The following is a 21,166-nucleotide window of genomic DNA, read 5'->3' on the forward strand; positions in this document are numbered from 1 at the left end:
GTATGTCCTACAAATAAGATAGCACATTTTGTTGAAGTTTCTTTATATTTTATTTTATCCTGAATTATTCCATAAAATAAGAGCGTTTTCCGATCTGATTTTCGAAAAACGCTCATTTATTTTATCTTTGTAATCTCATCCCTGGAAATCTCCGGAATACTTCACATAAGCATCTGCACAAAAACTCTGCGCGGAAGCCAATGCTGCATTTGCCTCGCTTTCGGACTGATATATACCTGCTGTGACTACATAAAATTTTTCTGGATTGAGGTTACTCCAGTCTGTTGTGACAAATACCTGTGCATCATAGCCGCTGCTTCTCATGCTTTGCGCATAAGCATCTGCATCCTCTTCGCTTTTGCCTCCATAACACCAGATTCCATAAAATGGAGTAGTGGCACTCTGCTGTGCAGGTTCATTTTGTCCTGCAATTGCATCCACATTATAAGGTGCAATTTCTCTTTCGAGTTCCAGCGTATCGGGATCAATCTCTGCTCCTGCAAGGAATATTCCATTCTCATCATATAATCCCATACTCACCAGCCAGCGACCTCCGGCTTCCCAATAAAAAGGCTCTCCGGCTTCGCAGCTTACGGTAATCTCATCTGGAACTCCCAGAGATTTTTTTAATGCGGCAATCTGTTCTTCTGAGAACTGCGTATCTGCCTTTACTGTATAGTCATAAAATGGAATTTCTACAAGTGCCGATTCGAATTTATTCCATTCTTTTTCTGTGATGGTTTTTGTACTTTCGTTTTTATCTGGCTTCTCGACGCTATATGCATACTCCCGGTGATATTTCCCGTCGGCTCCCTGTACATCAAGACTCTGCCTGTGTATGGATATCCTCTGTTCTACAGTATCTTTTAACTGATAGATTTTATATTCTTTATGGTCAGCCAGGCGCATGTATACTACAAATACATTTTTATCTGGTATATAATACATCTCACCTTCTCCACCATTCTGCCAGTTTGTCATAGAACCATCTGACTTTACTTCACCGTCTTCATATCTATAAAACAGGTATCTGTATGCATTATCGCTGTCCATTCCCCGCACGATCAGTTCTTTCGTTTTGTCATTATTGATATCATAGGCAGCATACATTACCGTTCCCAGATCTTCTACATCTGAAAAATTTTCTCCGTTTTCCAGAAATTTCCGATATGCCTGCTCCTCTTCTGAATCACCAAGTTCCAGGTATTCATCACTGTCTGAACTTTCTACTGTCTGCTGAGATGCATCTGCTGCCCATACGCAATTTAAGGAAATGCCCGCTGTACATATTCCCATGACAGCTGCCATGAGCAAATATTTTTCTTTTGTTTTCATCGCTTACTCACTCCGTATAAGTATTCCCATTCTCATCGGTCCAGGTGCCGTCGCCATTGTCGGTATAGCCCACGCCATCAGAATCACAGTAATAATAATCACCGTTTGTGGTCTGTTTTACATCAACGCTTCCGCTGCTGCTCTGGAGTTCATGATGTTCCAGCTGATTTCCAAAGTTATAGTCTTCGTCATTCCAGGTCCTGTAGGAATTGCCGTATGCGTCTGCCCAGGTGCCGTCACCCTGATAACTGTAAATAAATCCAATTTCATCAGAATAGGTTCCGTCCCCATTGTCCTGGAGCACCCTTGCATCATTCTCATCTTCTCCCGGGGCTACGATGGATGCCACACCGGAAGCACTGCTGAATCCGCTGGTATATGGCACGCCTGCTGGCAAATGTGCGTAGTGGTCGATATTATCGGTGTTTTCACCAGTGTTCCCGGAGTCTGTGGAATCCGTATTGTCCTGCACGCTGTCTTCCGTTGAAGGACTTACAGAATCTGTCGTTGTCTCTGATCCTGTCACAGCCCCGGCAGTGCTCTCCATCCGATTACTGGCATTATCCTGCAAGTTCTCTGCCACGCCAGAAACGTCTTCTGCATTTCCTGCGCCAGCCTGTCCATCAGAAATCGCCGGAGCATTCTGCATATCCACCAGTTCTGAAAATGGGGCAAAATCCGGAGACGGTATGTCATCATCTGCCGCTCCATCAGAATTACCCTGAGCCGATGTACCCGTCCCCACTGGAAGCGCTGAAACCGTGAATGCCAGGTTCCCGCCAACAAGCATCAATGCCAGCAAAACACCCGGCAAAATTCCTTTCTTCAGCTTCCTGATACTCATCATATACAGAATCCTGTCTTTGAACACCATTCCACTGTCATTGAGACTTGCCGTCACATACGGAATCCTGTTTTCCATTGCAACCGTCCGAAGGAGCAGCTGTCGGTAAAGCCTGTGGCCGCTCTGGTTCACCCGATGAATCACCGCAGTATCACACAGATTTTCAATATCCTTATCTGCCTCTTTCAACATGATAAGCAGAAATGGATTAAACCAGTAAATCGACGCACAGATTCTGAGAAGCATCTTGTACCAGAGGTCTCTGTGGACATAATGCGTCAGCTCATGATAGAATACGAGTTTTCGCTCTTCCGCAGAATAACCGGTTGCCGGAAGATACAGTTTCGTATGAAAAAGCCCCGCAAGAAGCGGTGTAGTAAGACCTGCATTCTGTCTCAGTTCCGGCATCCTGCGGATCCGTTTGTCCCTGCACACTTCCCTGTACATCCGAAGACTTACCGGATCAGTAACCGGAAGGCTCATTCTTTCCAGATTTCTTATCGAAAGATGATACGCCAGAAATTCTCCTGCCAGTTTCAGCACCGCCACGATAAGCCAGACTGCTACAAAGATTCCTGTTGCCATTTCCATCCATTTACCAGTTTCATATACGGTATGGATCTTCTGTCTGGAAAAATCCTGATCCTGTACATTTCTTTTCTCCGAATGCATGGTTTCCTGCTGTGAAATATACTGTCCGTTTTCTGGTACAGCTGCAGAAATATCTTTTTCCTGCACGGCAATCCTGTCCGGACTGGATTTCTTCAGCTGCAGATCAACCAGCGAAATGCTGCCCGGAACCCGCACCGGAATAAGAAGGCTGACTGCCACAAACAGCCATATGAAATATTTCCACCTTGCGGAAACTCTGCCCTTGAGTGGAACCATCAGCAGTTTTACCAGCAAAATAATGACCGCTGCAATAATATTTAGCTTCAGGATATGCAAAACCAATACTTCCACTGTCCGTTATTCCTCCCTGTCATCCAGCTCCTTAAGAAAATCGCTGAGATCCTGGATTTCTTCAGAACTGATCTTCTTGCCCTGATAAAGTGATGTCACAAATTTCTTAAGTGAATTTCCATAAAGTTTCTCAAGGACACTGCGGCTCTCATGTGCCTGATAATCCGTCTGAGAAACCAGCGGTGTATACAGGTTCATCTTGCCCTGCTTGGTCACTTCTACGAAATTTTTGGCTTCCAGTCTGGTCAACAATGACAGGATCGTTGTCGGAGCAAGGTTTTTCTTTGTGTTGATCACCTTTTCGATCTCCGGTCTCGTCATTGGCGGAGTGCCATTCCACAGAACAAGCATAATGTCGAGTTCTGATTCCGGAAGCCTCTGATATGTTTTTTTCACTTCTTCGCCCCTCCTGTTATCAGTTTTCTACAAACGTAGGAATAACTTTATTGTATCACATCCTCCCTTAAATACAATCATTAATTCATCTCATTATAGCTGTTCCCGTTCTCATCACTCCAGGTTCCGTCGCCATTGTCTGTGAATCCTGTACCATTGTCATCGCGATAATAAAAATCGCCATTTGTAGTTTCAGTAACAGTCACACTGTTGCCGTCTGCATCTTCCAGAACATGCTGTCCCAGCTCTGCACCCATGTAATGTGTATCATCATTCAAAGCCTGCCAGGTCTTTCCGTTTTCATCTGTAAAATAAACCTCATCATCAGTCGTATAGACGGTGCCGTCATCGCCGACATATTTGCTGCTGTAGTCTGAATAGATGGTTCTCTCTACAGAAACGGTGTTTCCCTCGCTGTCATACAGCGTCAGATCAGCTGTAGAAAGAATATCAGAATCTTTACTGCTGTCTGAAGAATCAGAACTGCCGGAACCGGAATTGCCTCCTGTTGTATCTGTTGAAGAAGAACTTCCATCCGTATTCTTGTCAGAAGATGTGGAACTGCTGTCTTTCGATGATCCGTTATCAGAAGATCCGCCTTTGCCATCCTTCCCTGTCAACGTAGGATTTCCCGGATAGGAAATAGATTCCACCATTTTTCTCACTTCCCCAATATCATCTGCATCTCTGGCATATCCTACCGCCATATACAGGCTGTTCCCTTCTGAAAAAATCGTCTGATAGCATGCTTCATAGGTATCATTACATTTCGCAACTCCGATTTTGGCATCGTCCAGGGCATATTTGTAAATGTTCACATAATCGCTTCCGTTCGTGAAACTTGCATATGCTCCTTCCGTGTGAGCATCCTCCCAGTCCGAATTCACCGGCTGCGGATAAAAATCTCCGTTTCCCGCCGCCATAACGCTTCCTGCTGAAAAAATACTCAATGTTGCTGCTGCCATAAGTGCCATGATTTTTGCTTTTCTTGTTTTCATAATGGATGCTCCCTTTTCTGTGTTTATTTTCTACTTTTGTAGAAGTTGATTGTATTCTACATCTGTAGAATGTATGTGTCAATCCTTTTTTCTACAATTGTAGAAATATTTTCAATAACCATCGCAGCAGCGATATATCATCTATGTACAGTAAAAAAAATCCACTGTAACATCCTCCGCTCACAGTAAAAACAACTGCCGGATTCTGCTACAGTGGAAAAATCACACACCTGATATTTTATTTTTCTGAAAGATCACATTCCCTTTGCTTTCTTCACGCACTCTGTCTGTGCCTCGATCACTGCACTGCGGAAGCCTTTTTCTTCGAGAACACGGACTGCCTGGATCGTGGTTCCTGCCGGGGAGCAGACCATATCTTTGAGTTCTCCCGGATGTTTGCCGGTCTCCTGCATCAGTTTCGCACTTCCGAGTACGGACTGTGCGGCGAATTTGTATGCCTGTGCTCTCGGCATTCCATCTGCAACTGCTGCATCTGCCATTGCCTCAAGGAACATGAACACATACGCCGGAGAGCTGCCTGAAACGCCTACGACGGCGTCCATCAGATGCTCCGGGATCACCTCTGTCTTGCCGAAGGTGTCGCAGAGTTTTACAGCAAGTGCAGTTTCTTCTTCTGTGATCAGTTCATTGACACAGAGGGCTGTCATTCCCTCTCCGACCATCGCCGGAGTGTTTGGCATGGTACGGATGACTTTTGTATTTTCGCCAAGGCGCTCACCAAGCCACTGCAGAGTCTTGCCCGGCGCGATAGAAATAAAAATCTGTCCAGCCTTTACACTGCCCCTGATCTCATCCAGAACGCCCTCCAGAAACTGCGGCTTCACTGCCAGAAAAACAACATCCGCAAAATCCACCACCTGCGCGTTGTTATCTGCCTTCCGGATGCCAAGTTCCTTCTCGATCTTCTCGCGGGTCTTGTCTGACTTCGCAGAAGCGATCATATCTGATGCTTCCACCTCTCCACTTTTCAGAATTCCCTTTAACATGGCTGTCGCCATATTTCCACAGCCGATAAAACCAATTTTCATGATAATCTTCCTCCTTGTGTGAAAACATAGTTAAGTTGCTCTGTCGCTTTACAAAATTACAGCGGCATTTTCTTTATCATACCTGTTTTCACACCAAAAGTAAAATACTAAATTTCTCTCATTTCTCGTCGGTCTCAATCACACACTGATATTTCCTGCTTTTCTTGTCATAGCTGATTCCCACCAACAAAATATTTCCTGTATACTGCCGGATAGATGCAGGATATTTTTTGTCTTTGATCTGCTGTAGTGCAGTTTCTGCCTTTTTGTTCCATTTCAATTCCACTACCAGTGCTGGATAATCTGTGAGATATTCTGGTTTGGGAAGATATACAAAATCTGCAAAACCTCTACCTGTCGGAAGTTCACGAACTGGTTTGAAATAATACTGTAAAGTACTCAGATACGCGATGCTCAGCACACTGCTCAAAGTATTCTCGTTATTATACTGAATTACTGAAGCATATCCCATGTGGATTTTTTCGATTGCTTCTGCCACTGCTGCTTCGTCCATATCAAGTGTTGCTTCAAGAAGATCCATTGACTGCTGCTCAAACTCCAGTAACTCATTCCACTTTTTACGCTTTGTTGCTGCAAGAAACTCCTGACGGATTTCCTCATTCGGGATAAAAGTCCTTCCCCGTGTCTGATCATATGCAAGATATCCGAGATGGATCAGATATGTGATCACATCATCCCGGTCTGCAAAACTTACCGTATCATTTTGGAATGTACCCGTATCAACCTCCACAGATGAACCTGAAATCATTTCAATGATCGCCGTTTTCAGTCCGTCAAAATCCATGTTGATCAGTGGGACCACCAGTTCATAACTCGCTGTCTGTGACCAGTAACTTCTGAAATTTCCTCTCTGCATAACATTTACTACAGCCTTCGGATTATAAATCTGCTGGTCGTCCAACAGATATCCGTCATACCAACTTTTGACTTTTTCAAAATCTCTGTGATATTCCGTGCATAACTGTCTGACTTCCTTCTCTGTAAACCCAACAAACGGAGCCAGTATCCCTGCATCAAGCATTGTAAATTCATCAAAATTATTGAGTGCAGACTGTGTTTTTAATTTTTTTATTGGAAGGATTCCTGTCATATATGCAAGTGCAATGTATCGCGTAGGCTCCGTTCCCTTGAACATTCCTCTGAGAAAATTGATGTATTCTTCCTGCACAGCGATATTATCTGCTTCATCTCTGATCAGGACATCCCATTCATCAATGATCACAATAAATTTATTTCCTGTTGCCGTGTTGATTGCTGACAGTGCATCCGGAAGAGATTTTATTTCATCAGGCACAATATCCGGATAAATGGACTTTAATTCCCGGATCACCTGTGCGCTAAGAAAAGCCACCACGTTTTCAGGCCCGCCCGCCGGCTCCAGACACCACTGGATGTCAAAATGCAGTACATCATATTTGTTAAGATATCTTTTGAAAGAATCCTTACCGCTGATCTGTAAAGGAGAAAACATCTCTTCTGAATCACAGCCTCTGCTGTAATATGCCGTAAGCATATCTGCCGTAACAGATTTCCCAAATCTTCTCGGTCTGCTGTTACAGATAAACGCCTGCTTCGTACCGATCACTCTATTCGTATAGTCCAGAAGTTCTGTTTTATCCACATAAATTTCTGAATCAACCGCTGTCTGAAACGCACTGTTGTCAGGATTAAGAAATCTTCCCATATTGCTTTTGCCCTTTCTGATGCACATTCAACTGCCTGTTCCTCTGCCTTAAGTCTTTCAGATTCCAGTTCCAGAACTTTTCCTCCCATAATATCACCTAGCCCTTTCCGAACCTCGTCTTCTTCACGGAAAATATAGTCCGCAATCTTTACAATCAGTTCCGTCAGATCTGTATACAGTTCCGATCTTCCTGTTTCTGTCAGCTCCTTTTCCAGATTTACCCGGATTTCTTCATATTCGTTTAAGAGTGTTTGAAATAATTCCGGATTATTATTAAAATCATGTCCTTTTTTCTCATATCGCATAATATAAAATGGCAACAACATTAGCAGATTCTTCTCAAAGATGCTGTCTTTCGTATAATCAGTCATTTTTATAGTCGGTACGGAATACATCATCAAAAATCGTATTATTCATATAACACTCCTTTTGTATTTTCATTATAGCATTTTGACAAGTTTTATTAAATACTTAATGTATTTTCATCTTTGGAATCAGTGGCAGATATTGCCTGAAAAATTACTTATTAGAATATTTAGATTACTGTTTATGTTCTATACTATACACCACTTACTTTCATATAGCAAGTCCAATTTGGGCAGTTACTTAGAAATGATAGAATAGCAAAAAGGCGACGGATCATCGGGATCGCGCCGCCTTTTTTTCTTTGGGTTATTTGAAGTGTAATGTTTTGTGGTATTTTGCGTATTGGTCGAGAAGGTCGCTCCATTTCTGGCCTTCTGGTTTGGTTTCGTTGTTGTTGTAGTTGTCTTCGCCTTTGAGCTCGTCCATATACTGGATATAGTCCAGAATGTAGATATCGACGGTGGAAATGTCTCTGTCCTGGATTGCGAAGATGTTGCAGTTTCCGACAGAATCGTTGTATGGAAGTTTATTTCCGTTGGCATCGAGGGCTACCATGAAGCAGTCGCTGTTGGAGCCTTCTTCGTAAAGTTCATTTACGGTCAGTTCGTATGGGGTGCGAATCACGGATCTGAGGCCGATGCCTGCATCGTTTATGTCGTTGAGTTCCATCACTTCGGTCTGGGAATCGTCTACTGTGACCGGGATGTCGAAGCTCCAGTCACCTTCGTATTTGTAGTAGCCGGCATCCGTTCCATACTTTGCAAAATCATCTTCTGACCACTGATAGTCTGCTTCCATTCCCCTTACCTTCGTGATATCCAGGTGCAGGTTAAAGGTGTCCGGAACATCAATAGCTTTGATATATTTCTGATATTCTCCACCACGCTCAGACACTTTATTATTAAACTCTTCCAGCAGAGCATACCCTTCATCTGTCTGATCATCCAGATCTTCCAGTGTGATTCCCATCTCATCCAGTACCTGCTGTGTCATTTCGTTGTATTTCTCACTGTATTCCGTATAATCTTTCGCAGCCTCTGCCAGATCATAGCGAAAAATGCACGCATAAGTATTGTCATCCAGGAACTGGCCTTCTACCTGACCATCGATTACCGGACTGGCCTCCGTATTAAAATCTACGCCGCCGGTCATGTCCAGATCTATAATTGGTGTGCCACTTTCTGCTCGGGTTTCCGTCTGCGGAAATGGAGTGTCGCTTTTAAACTGCATGGTCACATAGACTGCCTGACTGTTCGCAAATACTTCGGAGCAGGTGATCGTCAGGCCGTCTGCTGTTTTGGTGTAGGCTGAGTCTCCTTTTGCTGTTGCGACCGCGGCATTTGTGTCTGCTACAGTTGCACCTATTTCCTCCTGTCCTGTTGTATTATCTTCTGCCCACTTTCCTTTCTCTGTTTCGGAAACGGCATTTCCGTTTTCTGCTATGTTATTTCCTTCTGCATCAACTCCGTCAACAGCCTCCAGTGTCGTCGCGTGGTCTGCGAAATCTCCAAAGAAACTTACATTATTCTGCAGCGTTTCAAAAAGTCCCCCCACAACCGGGATATTTTTTGCCATGACAGGATCTGTCATGTAAAATACAAAAGCAATGAGCAGCACTGCTGCTGCGCCGCCCGCGATCCTGCCGCCAATTTTCATCCAGTGATATGGATCTTTCGGCGCCTTTTTCTGCACTGCGGTATTGTTTTCGATCAGACGATATGCCTGATTGATCCGCTCATGTACGATCACCGGTATTTCTGTATCTTTCTGAAGTTTTTCCTGAAAATCTTTTTCGTTATTATTAAAAGTCATCATCAAACACGTCCCTCCCTGACCTTATATTCATACATCTGCGCAATCTGTTTTCTGCCACGTTGAAGGCGGGATTTTACGGTGCTTTCCTTCATGTCCAGGATGTCACTGATCTCGCGGATATTGAATCCTTCCATGTAGTACAGAAGGATCACCAGACGGTACTTGTTATCCAGCGGTTCCAGCACCTGTGCCCATTCCTTCGCTGCATATTCTTCCTCATAAAAAGGCGTCTCCGGCATCTGGTCGGTGTATGTAACCTGCTTCTTTCTCTGCAAAATATCTTTGCATTTATTGATCAGAATCCGTATCATCCATGTCTTGAAATACTTGTTTTGCTTGAGACTTTTGAGATTTTCATAACAGGAAAGGATGGTATCCTGGATCGCATCGGCAGCATCTTCATCGTTTTTGAGATAGGAAAACGCAACCTTATACATGCACTGCACCTGTTCATCCATAAGCCGGCAGAATGCATCTTTGTCGCCTTTTTTGGCCTTTCTTATCAAAAATTCATTCATCATCTTCTCCATTCTCCTGTCTCTGACCGGTCATCAGGAAATGCGTTGTAAAAGCTTTTTTGTTTTTGTGCTTCTACTTATTAGACACAGAAATTGCTAAAAAGGATGCAGGTTTTTTGGAAAAATTTCCTGCTGAAAAAAACATATAATATGACATACAGCAGGACAATCCATCCCCATTCCACAATCAAGACTCAGGGAGCCCACAAAAAAAGAGGAATCCTTCACACGAAAACTTCCCCACCTGAAATACCAGGAGAAATTTTCAAAGGATTCCCCACACAACAAAATTCACATCAAACACCCAGCCCAGGGTGTGCAGAGGGACTGGCGAAGTCCCTCTGCGGTTTTAAATCCCAAGATTCAAAAAGATTACCCAATCTTTTTAAATCACATGATCTTTCTAAACAGATCCTTCAGATCCTCCACACTCGCATCCTTCGGGTTACCCGGTGCACAAGCATCCGCATGTGCAGATTCAGCGAGGAACTGCAGATCTTCCTCTTTAATAGCCTCCAGCTTGGTCGGAATTCCCACATCAACAGAAAGCTTTCTAACCGCATCAATAGCAGCCTTTCTATATTCCTCCTGAGTCATAGAATCCACATCCTTCACACCCATTGCACGAGCGATCTCACGATACTTCTCTCCAGTGCATTCCTGGTTATATTCCATTACGATCGGAAGCATCATAGCGCATGCAACACCATGCGGAGTATCATAAACAGCACCCAGTGTATGCGCCATGGAATGTGCGATTCCAAGCCCTACATTTGAGAATCCCATGCCTGCGATATACTGTCCAAGAGCCATTCCCTCACGACCTTCTTTGGTATTTTCAACAGCTCCGCGAAGAGATTTGGAGATCAGTTCAATCGCTTTGAGATGGAACATATCTGTCATTTCCCATGCAGCTTTTGTGGTATATCCTTCGATTGCATGAGTCAGGGCATCCATACCTGTAGAAGCGGTCAGTCCCTTAGGCATTGAAGACATCATTTCCGGGTCAACAACTGCGATGATCGGCATGTCATGCGGGTCAACACATACAAATTTACGTTTCTTTTCTACATCTGTGATAACGTAGTTGATGGTAACTTCTGCTGCTGTTCCTGCTGTTGTCGGAACTGCAATGATCGGTACGCAAGGTTTCTTTGTCGGTGCTGTACCCTCCAGGCTTCTTACATCCTCAAATTCCGGGTTTGCGATGATGATACCGATTGCTTTTGCAGTATCCATGGAAGAACCACCACCGATTGCAATGATATAATCTGCACCGGATTTTTTAAATGCAGCTACACCATTCTGGACGTTCTGGATGGTCGGGTTTGCTTTGATATCAGAATAAATTTCGTATTCCAGACCCTCTTTTTCAAGGACATCTGTTACCTTGCTTGTTACGTTAAATTTGATCAGATCCGGGTCAGAGCATACAAATGCTTTTTTGAATGCATGTGCTTTTGCTTCGTTTGCGATCTCTGCAATTGCACCTGCTCCGTGATAAGATGTTCCGTTTAAGTTAATTCTATTTGCCATGATAATCACATCCCTTTCTGCGTCGCTCACGCCTTAACTTTGTTATTATCTTAACAATAGTTTTATAAAAAAGAAAGTTACAGAATCCAACAAGTGTAACGTTTTCTGTAACTTTCGTGATTTGTTCTAAATTTATGCATTCATATTCAGTAAAAATAACCAGATATATCTTTCCTGTTTATGGAAACATTTCTGTAACGCCTGTATTTCCAACATTTTTGAAGTTGTCAGTTCAGGATCTCAAGCCTCACAAAAATCTCTGCAAGCTTCTCCGGCATCCCATCTACAATGATAGATGCCAGTTCTTCCGGGGTACATGTCACCCCTCCTGTCACCCATTTGACAGTCATATAAATAGAGCTCTGGCAGTACATTTCCAGCAGATAATGAACGTTTTCGCCCGGTACTTTGCCAGTTTTTTCACGAATTAAATTTTCGTAAAACTGTAAGATCAGCTCGAAATCATGCTGTCTGAGGGAATTCTGTTCGTCATAACGAAACGCTGCCGCAAAAAACGTCTGCTCTTCCTGAATATAAGTAAACTTCTTGACCAGAGCATCATAGACCGTCTTTCCACGTCCCATATGTTCAAAAGATTTCGTAAGAAGTTTGTCAAAATACCAGTTGATCAGGTCGTATTTGTCCAGAAAATTCCTGTAAAAAGTCTGTCTCGTAAGCTCACATTTCTCTGTGATCTGCTTCACTGTGATGTTCTCTACAGGAGTTGTCTGCATACATTCTTTCATGGCCCGTGCCAGCCGGTATTTGGTTTTTTCACCCTTTGTCAGATCTCTCTGGTTGCCTGTTTCAGCCATTCTTTTTCTTCCTCATCTAAGTATGGTGATATGGTCGTATATACTTTCTGATGGTAATCATTCAGAAGTTTCCGCTCACGTTCTGTCATCTCTTCCGGGTTGATTCCCTCCAGATCAAATGGGACCATTGTCAGTGGTTCGAAGCACATAAACTGCCCGAAAGATGTCTTTTCTGCCTTTTTGCAGAGGACAAGATTTTCGTGGCGGATCCCGAATTCATTTTCCAGATAATAGCCAGGTTCGTCGGAGGTGATCATTCCTTCCTCAAGCACCGGTGCCGGATTTCCCGGAAGGTTTTTCCAACGGAAGCTGTTCGGTCCTTCGTGAACATTCAGAAGATAGCCTACCCCGTGTCCTGTGCCGTGGTTATAATCTTCACCCAGTTCCCAGAGCGGTCCTCTGGCAAGATAATCGAGGTTTAAACCTGTGCATCCGTACTTGAATTTCGCCGCTGCCAGGTTCAGATTTCCACGCAGAACTGCGGTAAAAAATTTCTTTTCTTTGGCTGTGACAGGTCCAAGAACAATGGTTCTTGTGATATCTGTTGTTCCTTCCAGATAATGTCCGCCGGTATCTGCAAGCACCATTCCCCTGGCCTCAAGCGGGATGTCTGTCGCTTCTGTCGCGCTGTAATGTACGATCGCAGCATGCGTTCCATATGCAATGATCGGATCAAAACTTTCCCCCAGAAAGTGCTCCTGTTCGCTGCGGAACTGGTATAATTTCTCCGCTGTGCTCAGTTCTGTAATGTTAGTTCTGGTGACGTTTTTCTTGAGCCAATGGATGAATTTAGTTACTGCGACACCGTCCTTAATATGTGCAATTCTCTCGTTTTCCATCTCTGTTTCGTTCTTGACTGCCTTCGGAAGAAGAGTCAGATTTGGCTCATCCAGAATCGTCACTTCAGATGGAATATTACTTACGAGACGGCTGTTGACATTCGCCCTGGAGAGCAGAACTTTCTTATCTGAAGAGATGCTCTGAACATAAGAATAGACATCATCGTATGGGTAAATTTTTACCCCATCTGCTTCCAGATTACTGCGGATCTCTTCTGAAAAAGCTGCTGCATTTGCGTATAATCTCAATTCATTCTCCATCATTACAAGGTAAGAAAGAACCACCGGACAGCAATGGATATCGTTACCGCGGATGTTCAAAAGCCAGGCGATATCATCGAGGGATGTGAGGATAAAAGTGTCGGCTTCTTTTGCTTTCATCTGCTCACGGATCTCTGCGATCTTATCTGCTCTGGACTTGCCGGTCCATCGGATATCCAGTTCCATGACCGGCTCACAGGAAAGAACCGGACGGTCTTCCCAGATCTCGCCGATCAGGTCATCGTTTACAGAAAATGTGATATGTTTTTCCTGCAGAAGTTCCTGCAATTCTTCCGCTTCCCTCGCACTTACGGTACGGCCGTCGAAGCCAAGACACATGCCTTCTTGTAATTTATCGTTCAGAAACTGATGCACGGTCGGAACCCCTGGCTCGCCGGATTTGAACAGTTCTATTGTCGTATCGCGGAGCTGATCCGCTGCCTGGATAAAATAACGGCCATCGGTCCACAGGCCTGCCATGTCCTGTGTGATAATGGCAGTTCCTGCGGAGCCGGTGAAGCCGGTGATATATTTCCTGCATTTGAAGTAGTCACCTACGTATTCCGATCCATGGAAATCATCTGTTGGTACCAGATAGGCGTCTATCTTTTTTTCTTTCATAAGAATGCGAAGGGCGTTTAATTTTTGTTTTATAGTCATTTTTTTCTATGCCTCCCTCATAACATGGGGTGTAAATTTTATAAATTTACTTTAAACAGGATATATATATTTGTCAAGAGAGGAAGGGTACTTCCCTTGGACCCGTTAATTTGCATTGACCTTTCTTGTCAGGGCGGGATGCCCTGGGGGGGATGTTTTTATATTGGGATATATGAAAACCTCGAAGGGACTTGCCAGTCCCCTCGCCACCCCTGGGCTGGGTGTTTGACGGAAATTTTGTCTTATGTAGTGCCCTTTGAAAAATTCTCCTGGTGTATCAGGTCGGAAGATCTTTGTATAAATGATATCGCAGTATATAAAAATAACAGGATTCTTCTCTTTCGCATGGAGAAGATATCCTGTTATTTTATCATACTATTGGTGAGTTGATTTGTATTAGTATAACTCTAAGCTAGTGTACTGTATCATTGACATTTCGCTAAATAACTTGCCTGTTTTCCCATCGAACTGCGTTGACTTCGCCCAACGATGCCACCGCATCGCCTCGTTCAGTCGCCTTGTCGATGAAAAAACATTCTGCGTTATTTAACTGAAAGTCAATGAGACAGTACACTAGGTCATCCATTTTAAAACTCTTCATTGGTCAGAATCTAAAATACTATCTTCCAAGCCAACCATCTCAAGAGCATTTATTGACTTTAATCTGGCTTGCTCATTCTACAGTCATCCATTTTTCCAAAATTCTGTGGTCTTTCAAATAAATTACTTCTTACAGAGTCATTCCAGCACCCAATTTTCGTTGGTTTCCAGCCGACTTACTTCCCACGTAGTCATTCTCACTCCCAATCTTCGTTGGTTTCCAGACGACTTACTCCTCACGTAGTCATCCCAATACCCCCGCGCCTTTCGCGCCAGCGAAACAGCCCTAACAGTTAGCGTCAGCCCGTTCTGTCTTGATGCACCAGGCGTGGCCAAGTAGGGGGGCTGAGGGGGAGCTTCGGCCTTCGCAACTTCGAGATGCTCCCCCTCAGGGTTTTCTCAGTTTCCAAACTGAATTTTCCTGCCTTATAAGGCAAAAATTATACTTTTTTAATATGAGACTTAATTCTTAGAAAAGTCCAGTGATCTTTCCGGTCTCATCAACATCAATACGTTCTGCAGCAGGTACTTTCGGAAGACCTGGCATCGTCATGATCTCGCCTGTCAGGGCAACGATAAATCCTGCGCCAGCAGAAATCTTAAGATTACGTACAGTAACTTCGAAGTCTGTCGGAGCCCCAAGTTTGGTCTGGTCATCGGTCAGGCTGTACTGTGTCTTAGCCACACAGATCGGGCAGTTGCCAAATCCAAGAGCTTCCAGCTGTTTCGCCTGCTTCTGCGCATTTGCAGTAAGAACTACTCTCTTACCGCCATATACTTTCTGCACGATCTGGTTCAGTTTATCTTCGATAGATCCTTCCAGTTCATATGCATAAGTAAAGTCGTTTGGTTCTTCTACGAGGCGAAGAACTTCTTCTGCAAGTTTGATTCCGCCTTCTCCGCCTTTTGCCCATACTTCAGAAAGAGCTACGTTTACGCCGAGTTCTTTGCACTTAGCTTCTACGAAGTCAAGCTCTGCCTTGGTGTCGGTCGGGAATGCGTTGATGGCAACTACGCAAGGAAGTTTGTATACGTTCTTGATGTTGCTTACATGTTTCAGAAGGTTCGGGATACCTTTTTCAAGAGCTTCCAGGTTTTCGTTGTTGAGGTCAGCTTTGGCTACGCCGCCGTTGTATTTCAGAGCACGTACGGTTGCTACGATAACAACTGCACTTGGATGCAGGTCTGCCATACGGCATTTGATATCGAGGAATTTCTCTGCACCAAGGTCTGCACCGAATCCTGCTTCTGTGATCGCATAATCAGCAAGTTTCATTGCCATCTTGGTTGCTGTTACGGAGTTACATCCATGAGCGATGTTTGCGAATGGTCCGCCGTGTACGATCGCCGGAACGTGTTCCAGTGTCTGAACGAGGTTCGGTTTCAGGGCGTCTTTCAGGAGAGCTGTCATAGCGCCTTCTGCATGGAGGTCACCTGCTGTTACCGGTTTCTGCTCGGATACTTTACCGTAGGTATATCCGATAATAATTCTGGAAAGTCTTTCTTTCAGGTCTTTGATGTCACTTGCAAGACAAAGGACTGCCATGATCTCAGATGCAACGGTGATGTCATATCCGTCTTCACGCGGCATTCCGTTTGTTCTTCCACCGAGGCCGTCTACTACGTTACGGAGCTGACGGTCGTTCATGTCCACGCATCTTCTCCATGTGATCTTTCTTGGATCGATGTTCAGAGCGTTGCCCTGGAAGATATGATTGTCGATCATTGCTGCGAGCAGGTTGTTTGCTGCTCCGATCGCATGGAAGTCACCTGTGAAGTGAAGGTTGATGTCCTCCATCGGAACTACCTGTGCATAGCCGCCGCCTGCTGCGCCGCCCTTAACACCGAATACCGGTCCGAGGGATGGCTCACGGAGAGCTACCATAACGCTCTTGCCGAGTCTCTGCATACCGTCTGCAAGACCTACTGTTGTTGTTGTCTTTCCTTCACCTGCCGGTGTCGGGTTGATAGCGGTTACAAGAATCAGCTTGCCGTCCTTTTTGTCGCTTTCTTTCAGGAGATTGTAATCGATCTTTGCTTTGTACTTACCGTACTGCTCCAGATATTTGTCGTCAATGCCTGCTTTTTCTGCGATCTTGGTGATCGGCTCCATTGTGCACTCCTGTGCGATTTCGATGTCACTTTTGAATCCCATAATTTTCTCCTTTCTTTGCCGATAACGCCTGTCGTGATTGCCCCGTCACCAAGCAACCATGGCGTTGATTTTTAATAAGCCCTCTTTTCTTATTAAAAAAAGCAGTATCTGAGTTACCCTCAAATACTGCCCAGACGGTCGGCGTTACAAATCTCCTGCTCCCTCGTGGTATCTCCACAATTCCGTCAGTCACCGGAGACTCTATTTACTTGGTGAGAAAAGATTATCATATTTATTGTCATTTGTCAATAAATTGTCGCGATTATTATGTTTTTTTATAAAACATAAGGAAAACTTAAATAAAATTTGTTATTTTATCATACTATTATTTAACGTCAGCCCGTTCTGTCCTGATGCACCAGGCGTGGCCCGGTGGGGAGCGCGAGGGGAGAACGGCCTTCGCAACTTCGAGTGCCCTCCCCTCGCATAAGGTTTTGCAGTTTCCAAACTGCGGGAATCGGGGCAGTACCCTAGAAAAGTGGTTTAAGGGCCGGATACAGTTTCTTAAACTTCTGATACTTTTCTTCGTACTTCGCCACAAGTTCTTCCTCCGGCTCAACGGTGTCAACGACGTGAGCCATCTTCTTTCCGATGGTCTCAACATCCGGATAAGCCCCACATCCTACAGCAGCCAACATGGCGCCACCCATGGACGGTCCTTCTTCTACGTCGAGAACATCAACTTTGAGGTTCATCACATTTGCAATAATCTTTTTCCAGAGCGGGCTCTTTGCGCCGCCGCCGCAGATCTTGGTTCGTTCGATCTTGATACCAAGTTTTCTTGCAACTTCGAGGGAATCGCGAAGTCCGAAGGCTACGCCTTCGAGAACAGCCTGTGTCATATCTGCTCTTGTAGTGTCCATGGACATTCCGAAGAATACACCTCTTGCGTCAGGATTGTTATGTGGTGATCTTTCTCCCATCAGGTATGGAAGGAAGAATACATTGTTTTCGCCGAGTTTCTGGATCGGTGCCTGCTCTGCTGCGAAATCCTTGGTCTGAAGGATTTCCTCTGCCCACCATTTGTTACAGGATGCTGCGCTCAGCATGCAGCCCATCAGGTGATAGCTTCCGTCTGCATGGCAGAAGGAATGCAGTGCATTGTTTTCGTCAACGCCGAAGTTTTTGCTGGAGATGAAGATGGTTCCGGAAGTTCCAAGGGAGATGTTGCACTGTCCATCACCAACAGTTCCTGTTCCGACTGCTGCTGCCGCATTGTCGCCTGCTCCTGCTACGACTTTGACGTCTGCAGAGAATCCGAGTTCTTTTGCAACTTCTGGTTTCAGTGTTCCGACAACTTCCCAGCTTTCGTACAGTTTCGGAAGCTGTTCTTCCTTAACGTCGCAGATCTCCATCATTTCTTTGGACCAGCAGCGGTTCTTTACGTCAAGAAGCAGCATACCGGATGCATCAGAAACATCTGTGCAGAAAGATCCGGAAAGTCTGTATGCAAGGTAGTCTTTTGGAAGCATGATCTTTGCGATCTTTGCAAATTTCTCCGGCTCGTTTTTCTTCATCCACAGGATCTTTGGTGCTGTGAAGCCTGCAAAAGCGATATTTGCTGTGTACTGTGATAATTTATCTTTGCCGATCTCATTGTTGAGATATTCTGTTTCTTTCTGGGAACGTCCATCATTCCAGAGGATTGCCGGGCGGATGACATTGTCATTTTCATCCAGTGTTACCAGTCCGTGCATCTGTCCGCCGAAGCCGATTCCGGCTACCTGGGAGCGGTCGATTCCTTCGGTCAGTTCTTTCATTCCCTCAACACTCTGGGTAAACCAGTCTTCCGGATTCTGTTCTGACCAGCCCGGATGCGGGAAAAACAGTGGATATTCTTTTGATACGATATTACAAATCTTGCCTGATTCTTCCATCAGAAGAAGTTTTACGGCAGAAGTTCCTAAATCCACACCAATATAGTACATATTTCCTCCTAACTGTGCATTTTGCATACATACCCCGCAGATGCACATTCTGTCTGTTATTGATATTTTTTACTGATATTTTGCTCTTTACCACGACATCCCAGGAAAACTCCCGGGATGTCTGTATTGATTTTATTTTATTTTTTTCAAAATCAGAAGATTATCCCCACGGATTTTCTGTTGGGTATCTTACTCCTGCTGGCTGGTTGTAACCGATCTTCTTTACATCCAGTCCAAGGAATTTCACTACTTCGAAGAACTGTTTTCCGTAATGTCCGAACATAACTGCTCCGTGATGCGGATAGTTACCTTCGATCAGTACGTGACGGTAGAATCTTCCCATTTCGTTGATAGCGAAGATACCGATACCACCGAAGGATCTTGTCGGTACATCAAGAACTTCACCTTCTGCAACGTATGCTACCAGTTCACCTTCTGAGTTGCACTGCAGACGATAGAATGTGATGTCAGAAGCAGCAATGTCACCTTCAAGAGTTCCTCTTGTAAAGTCTGGCTCAGATCCTGCTGGCTCAAGAAGTCTGTGCTGGATGAGCTGATATTTAACGGCTCTGGATTCGCACATCTTGCATTCCGGAGTATTTCCACAATGGAATCCCATGAATGTATCTGTAAGTTTGTAATCATATTTTCCTTTGATATCTTCGTCATAGATATACTGCGGAACAGAGTTGTTGATGTCAAGCAGTGTAACTGCGTCGTTGGAGATGCAGAGTCCGATGTACTCGCTGAGTGCTCCATAGATATCAACTTCGCAGGATACCGGGATTCCTCTGGAACCAAGACGGCTGTTTACATAGCAAGGCTCAAATCCGAACTGTGACGGGAATGCCGGCCAGCATTTGTCAGCAAATGCAACGTATTTTCTTGCTCCTTTGTGAGCTTCTGCCCAGTCAAGAAGAGTAAGCTCGAACTGTGCCATTCTTGCATTGAGGTCTTCGTAGTATTTGCCTTCGCCCATTTCTTTTGCCATATCTGCGCAAACTTCCGGGATACGAGGATCGTTTTCATGCTCTTTGAAAGCAACGAGAAGGTCAAGTTCGGAGTTTTCTTCGATCTCAACACCCAGTTCATAGAGGCCTTTGATCGGTGCGTTACAAGCGAAGAAATCCTGCGGACGTGGTCCGAATGTAATGATCTTGAGGTTACGAACACCGATAACGGCACGTGCAACCGGTACGAAATCACCGATCATCTTGGCGATGTCATCAGCTGTTCCAACTGGATATTCCGGAATGTATGCTTCAAGATGACGCATCTTTAAGTTGTAGGAGCAGTTCAGCATACCACAGTAAGCATCACCTCTGCCGTTGATCATGTCGCCGTCGCCTTCCGCTGCTGCAACGTACATGCACGGTCCGTCGAATCTTTCTGCGATCAGTGTCTCCGGTGTTTCCGGTCCGAAGTTTCCAAGGAAAACAACCAGGGCGTTACACTCTGCTTTGTTTACATCTTCGAGTGCTTTTTCCATGTCTTTCTCGTTCTCAACAGTTACTGGACATTCGTAAAGCTCTCCTGTGTAGGCTGCTTTGATAGCTGCGCGTCTCTTCTCAGAGAGCTGGATCGGGAAACAGTCACGGCTTACTGCGATGATTCCAAGTTTTACTACTGGGATATTGTTCATGATAAAAATTCCTCCATATTATATAAGTTTGTATTTACAGTTATTTGCTTTTCAGTATAAAAAATCAGTCGATTCCGACATTCTCACCTTTGAGTCCGTTAAACGCACCTTCGATAGCTGCTTCTTCGTGTGCGATCAGCCATTTATTCTTAGCTGTAAGAAGCTTGTCCTCGCCTTCAGCGGCTGTGTCAAAAGTCAGCTCCGTGTTTGTTCCTTTTGGTAAAACAACAACGCACTGGAAACCTGCTTCGTTTACATGGCATGGTGCATAGTGAAGAGTTGTTGCATATACTTCGATTCCGGTTCCTGCCGGAACAAGGAATGCTTCTACTTTGGATGTGTCATATGTAAAATCTTTTTCGATATCCTGCTGATGTCCGATCAGAAGGACAAGATCTGTAACCGCTACGTTGATCTCGGAATTGCGGTGATATTCCAGTCCGTTTAATTTCTTATTATGACCATTGCAGTATCCGATCTCGATCGGCAGTCCACCGTATCCTTTGTTCTGAAGTTCCTTCGCTACCGGCAATGCCTCCATCTCTTCTACGGATGGCACATAGATCACGTCCTCCGGTACCGGTGTGTGTTTCATTTCCTTCAGGAGTTCTGTAAAGTCATACCCCTCCAGTACTTTACCATATCTGCGAAATGCGTCATCTGCTACATTCTGAATCTTCACCTGAAGTTACCTCCTTTATATTTTTCATGTTGGAGATATCATATCATGAGGTGTGTTTT

Annotated in this window: 16 protein-coding genes and 1 riboswitch; all 16 genes read right to left on the bottom strand. The window is 44.5% G+C overall.

Translation table 11 applies throughout. The annotated features are described in order from the left end of the window. Positions 1-135: 135 nt before the first annotated feature. The 16 genes from DXC01_RS14455 to DXC01_RS14530 all read right to left on the bottom strand — a co-directional run bounded on the left by DXC01_RS14455 (position 136) and on the right by DXC01_RS14530 (position 21,107). Positions 136-1,335, bottom strand: coding sequence for an SPOR domain-containing protein (locus DXC01_RS14455; RefSeq protein ID WP_118699148.1), 1,200 nt, complete (start codon positions 1,333-1,335; stop codon positions 136-138). A 7-nt stretch (positions 1,336-1,342) separates the two neighbouring features. Then, positions 1,343-3,142 (bottom strand): M56 family metallopeptidase, encoded by a 1,800-nt coding sequence (locus tag DXC01_RS14460; protein WP_118699149.1) that lies wholly within the window; start codon positions 3,140-3,142, stop codon positions 1,343-1,345. Between the two features lie 6 nt (positions 3,143-3,148). Next, complete coding sequence (locus DXC01_RS14465; RefSeq protein ID WP_118699150.1) at positions 3,149-3,538, bottom strand: BlaI/MecI/CopY family transcriptional regulator; 390 nt, start codon at positions 3,536-3,538, stop codon at positions 3,149-3,151. Positions 3,539-3,618: 80 nt separating this feature from the next. After that, positions 3,619-4,536, bottom strand: coding sequence for a hypothetical protein (locus tag DXC01_RS14470; protein WP_118699151.1), 918 nt, complete (start codon positions 4,534-4,536; stop codon positions 3,619-3,621). Between the two features lie 254 nt (positions 4,537-4,790). Then, positions 4,791-5,585 carry a pyrroline-5-carboxylate reductase gene (proC, locus tag DXC01_RS14475; RefSeq protein ID WP_118699152.1) on the bottom strand — a complete coding sequence of 265 codons (795 nt, stop codon included), beginning with the start codon at positions 5,583-5,585 and terminating at the stop codon, positions 4,791-4,793. A gap of 118 nt (positions 5,586-5,703) precedes the next feature. Beyond that, a complete protein-coding gene (locus tag DXC01_RS14480) occupies positions 5,704-7,290 on the bottom strand; it encodes an AAA family ATPase (RefSeq protein WP_118699153.1) in 1,587 nt (528 codons plus the stop codon). Next, entirely contained in the window at positions 7,188-7,616 is a 429-nt protein-coding gene (locus tag DXC01_RS14485; RefSeq protein WP_147399636.1) for a hypothetical protein, read from the bottom strand. The genes DXC01_RS14480 and DXC01_RS14485 overlap by 103 nt, the downstream gene beginning before the upstream one ends. 346 nt (positions 7,617-7,962) lie before the next feature. After that, on the bottom strand, positions 7,963-9,471 hold the full coding sequence (locus DXC01_RS14490; RefSeq protein ID WP_118699155.1) for a DUF4179 domain-containing protein: 1,509 nt from the start codon (positions 9,469-9,471) through the stop codon (positions 7,963-7,965). Beyond that, positions 9,471-9,989: an RNA polymerase sigma factor gene (locus DXC01_RS14495; protein ID WP_118699177.1), complete on the bottom strand. Its 519-nt coding sequence runs from the start codon at positions 9,987-9,989 to the stop codon at positions 9,471-9,473. The genes DXC01_RS14490 and DXC01_RS14495 overlap by 1 nt, the downstream gene beginning before the upstream one ends. Before the next feature lie 390 nt (positions 9,990-10,379). Next, a complete protein-coding gene (fucO, locus tag DXC01_RS14500; RefSeq protein WP_022213896.1) occupies positions 10,380-11,525 on the bottom strand; it encodes a lactaldehyde reductase in 1,146 nt (381 codons plus the stop codon). A gap of 227 nt (positions 11,526-11,752) precedes the next feature. Further along, positions 11,753-12,340 carry a TetR/AcrR family transcriptional regulator C-terminal domain-containing protein gene (locus tag DXC01_RS14505; RefSeq protein WP_022213895.1) on the bottom strand — a complete coding sequence of 196 codons (588 nt, stop codon included), beginning with the start codon at positions 12,338-12,340 and terminating at the stop codon, positions 11,753-11,755. Continuing rightward, positions 12,310-14,100 carry an aminopeptidase P family protein gene (locus DXC01_RS14510; protein ID WP_118699156.1) on the bottom strand — a complete coding sequence of 597 codons (1,791 nt, stop codon included), beginning with the start codon at positions 14,098-14,100 and terminating at the stop codon, positions 12,310-12,312. The genes DXC01_RS14505 and DXC01_RS14510 overlap by 31 nt, the downstream gene beginning before the upstream one ends. A gap of 1,069 nt (positions 14,101-15,169) precedes the next feature. Then, positions 15,170-16,855, bottom strand: coding sequence for a formate--tetrahydrofolate ligase (locus DXC01_RS14515; RefSeq protein ID WP_118699157.1), 1,686 nt, complete (start codon positions 16,853-16,855; stop codon positions 15,170-15,172). 121 nt (positions 16,856-16,976) lie between these two features. Next, a riboswitch (ZMP/ZTP riboswitch) is annotated at positions 16,977-17,058 on the bottom strand. Positions 17,059-17,325: 267 nt separating this feature from the next. Continuing rightward, positions 17,326-18,783, bottom strand: coding sequence for a xylulokinase (xylB, locus tag DXC01_RS14520; protein ID WP_022213878.1), 1,458 nt, complete (start codon positions 18,781-18,783; stop codon positions 17,326-17,328). A 160-nt stretch (positions 18,784-18,943) separates the two neighbouring features. Continuing rightward, positions 18,944-20,425, bottom strand: coding sequence for an L-fucose/L-arabinose isomerase family protein (locus DXC01_RS14525; RefSeq protein WP_022213877.1), 1,482 nt, complete (start codon positions 20,423-20,425; stop codon positions 18,944-18,946). A gap of 64 nt (positions 20,426-20,489) precedes the next feature. Next, positions 20,490-21,107 (bottom strand): DUF4867 family protein, encoded by a 618-nt coding sequence (locus DXC01_RS14530; protein ID WP_022213876.1) that lies wholly within the window; start codon positions 21,105-21,107, stop codon positions 20,490-20,492. Positions 21,108-21,166 lie beyond the last annotated feature (59 nt).

The sequence above is a fragment of the Blautia sp. OM07-19 genome (assembly GCF_003481595.1).
GTDB classification, from domain to species: domain Bacteria; phylum Bacillota; class Clostridia; order Lachnospirales; family Lachnospiraceae; genus Blautia_A; species Blautia_A intestinihominis.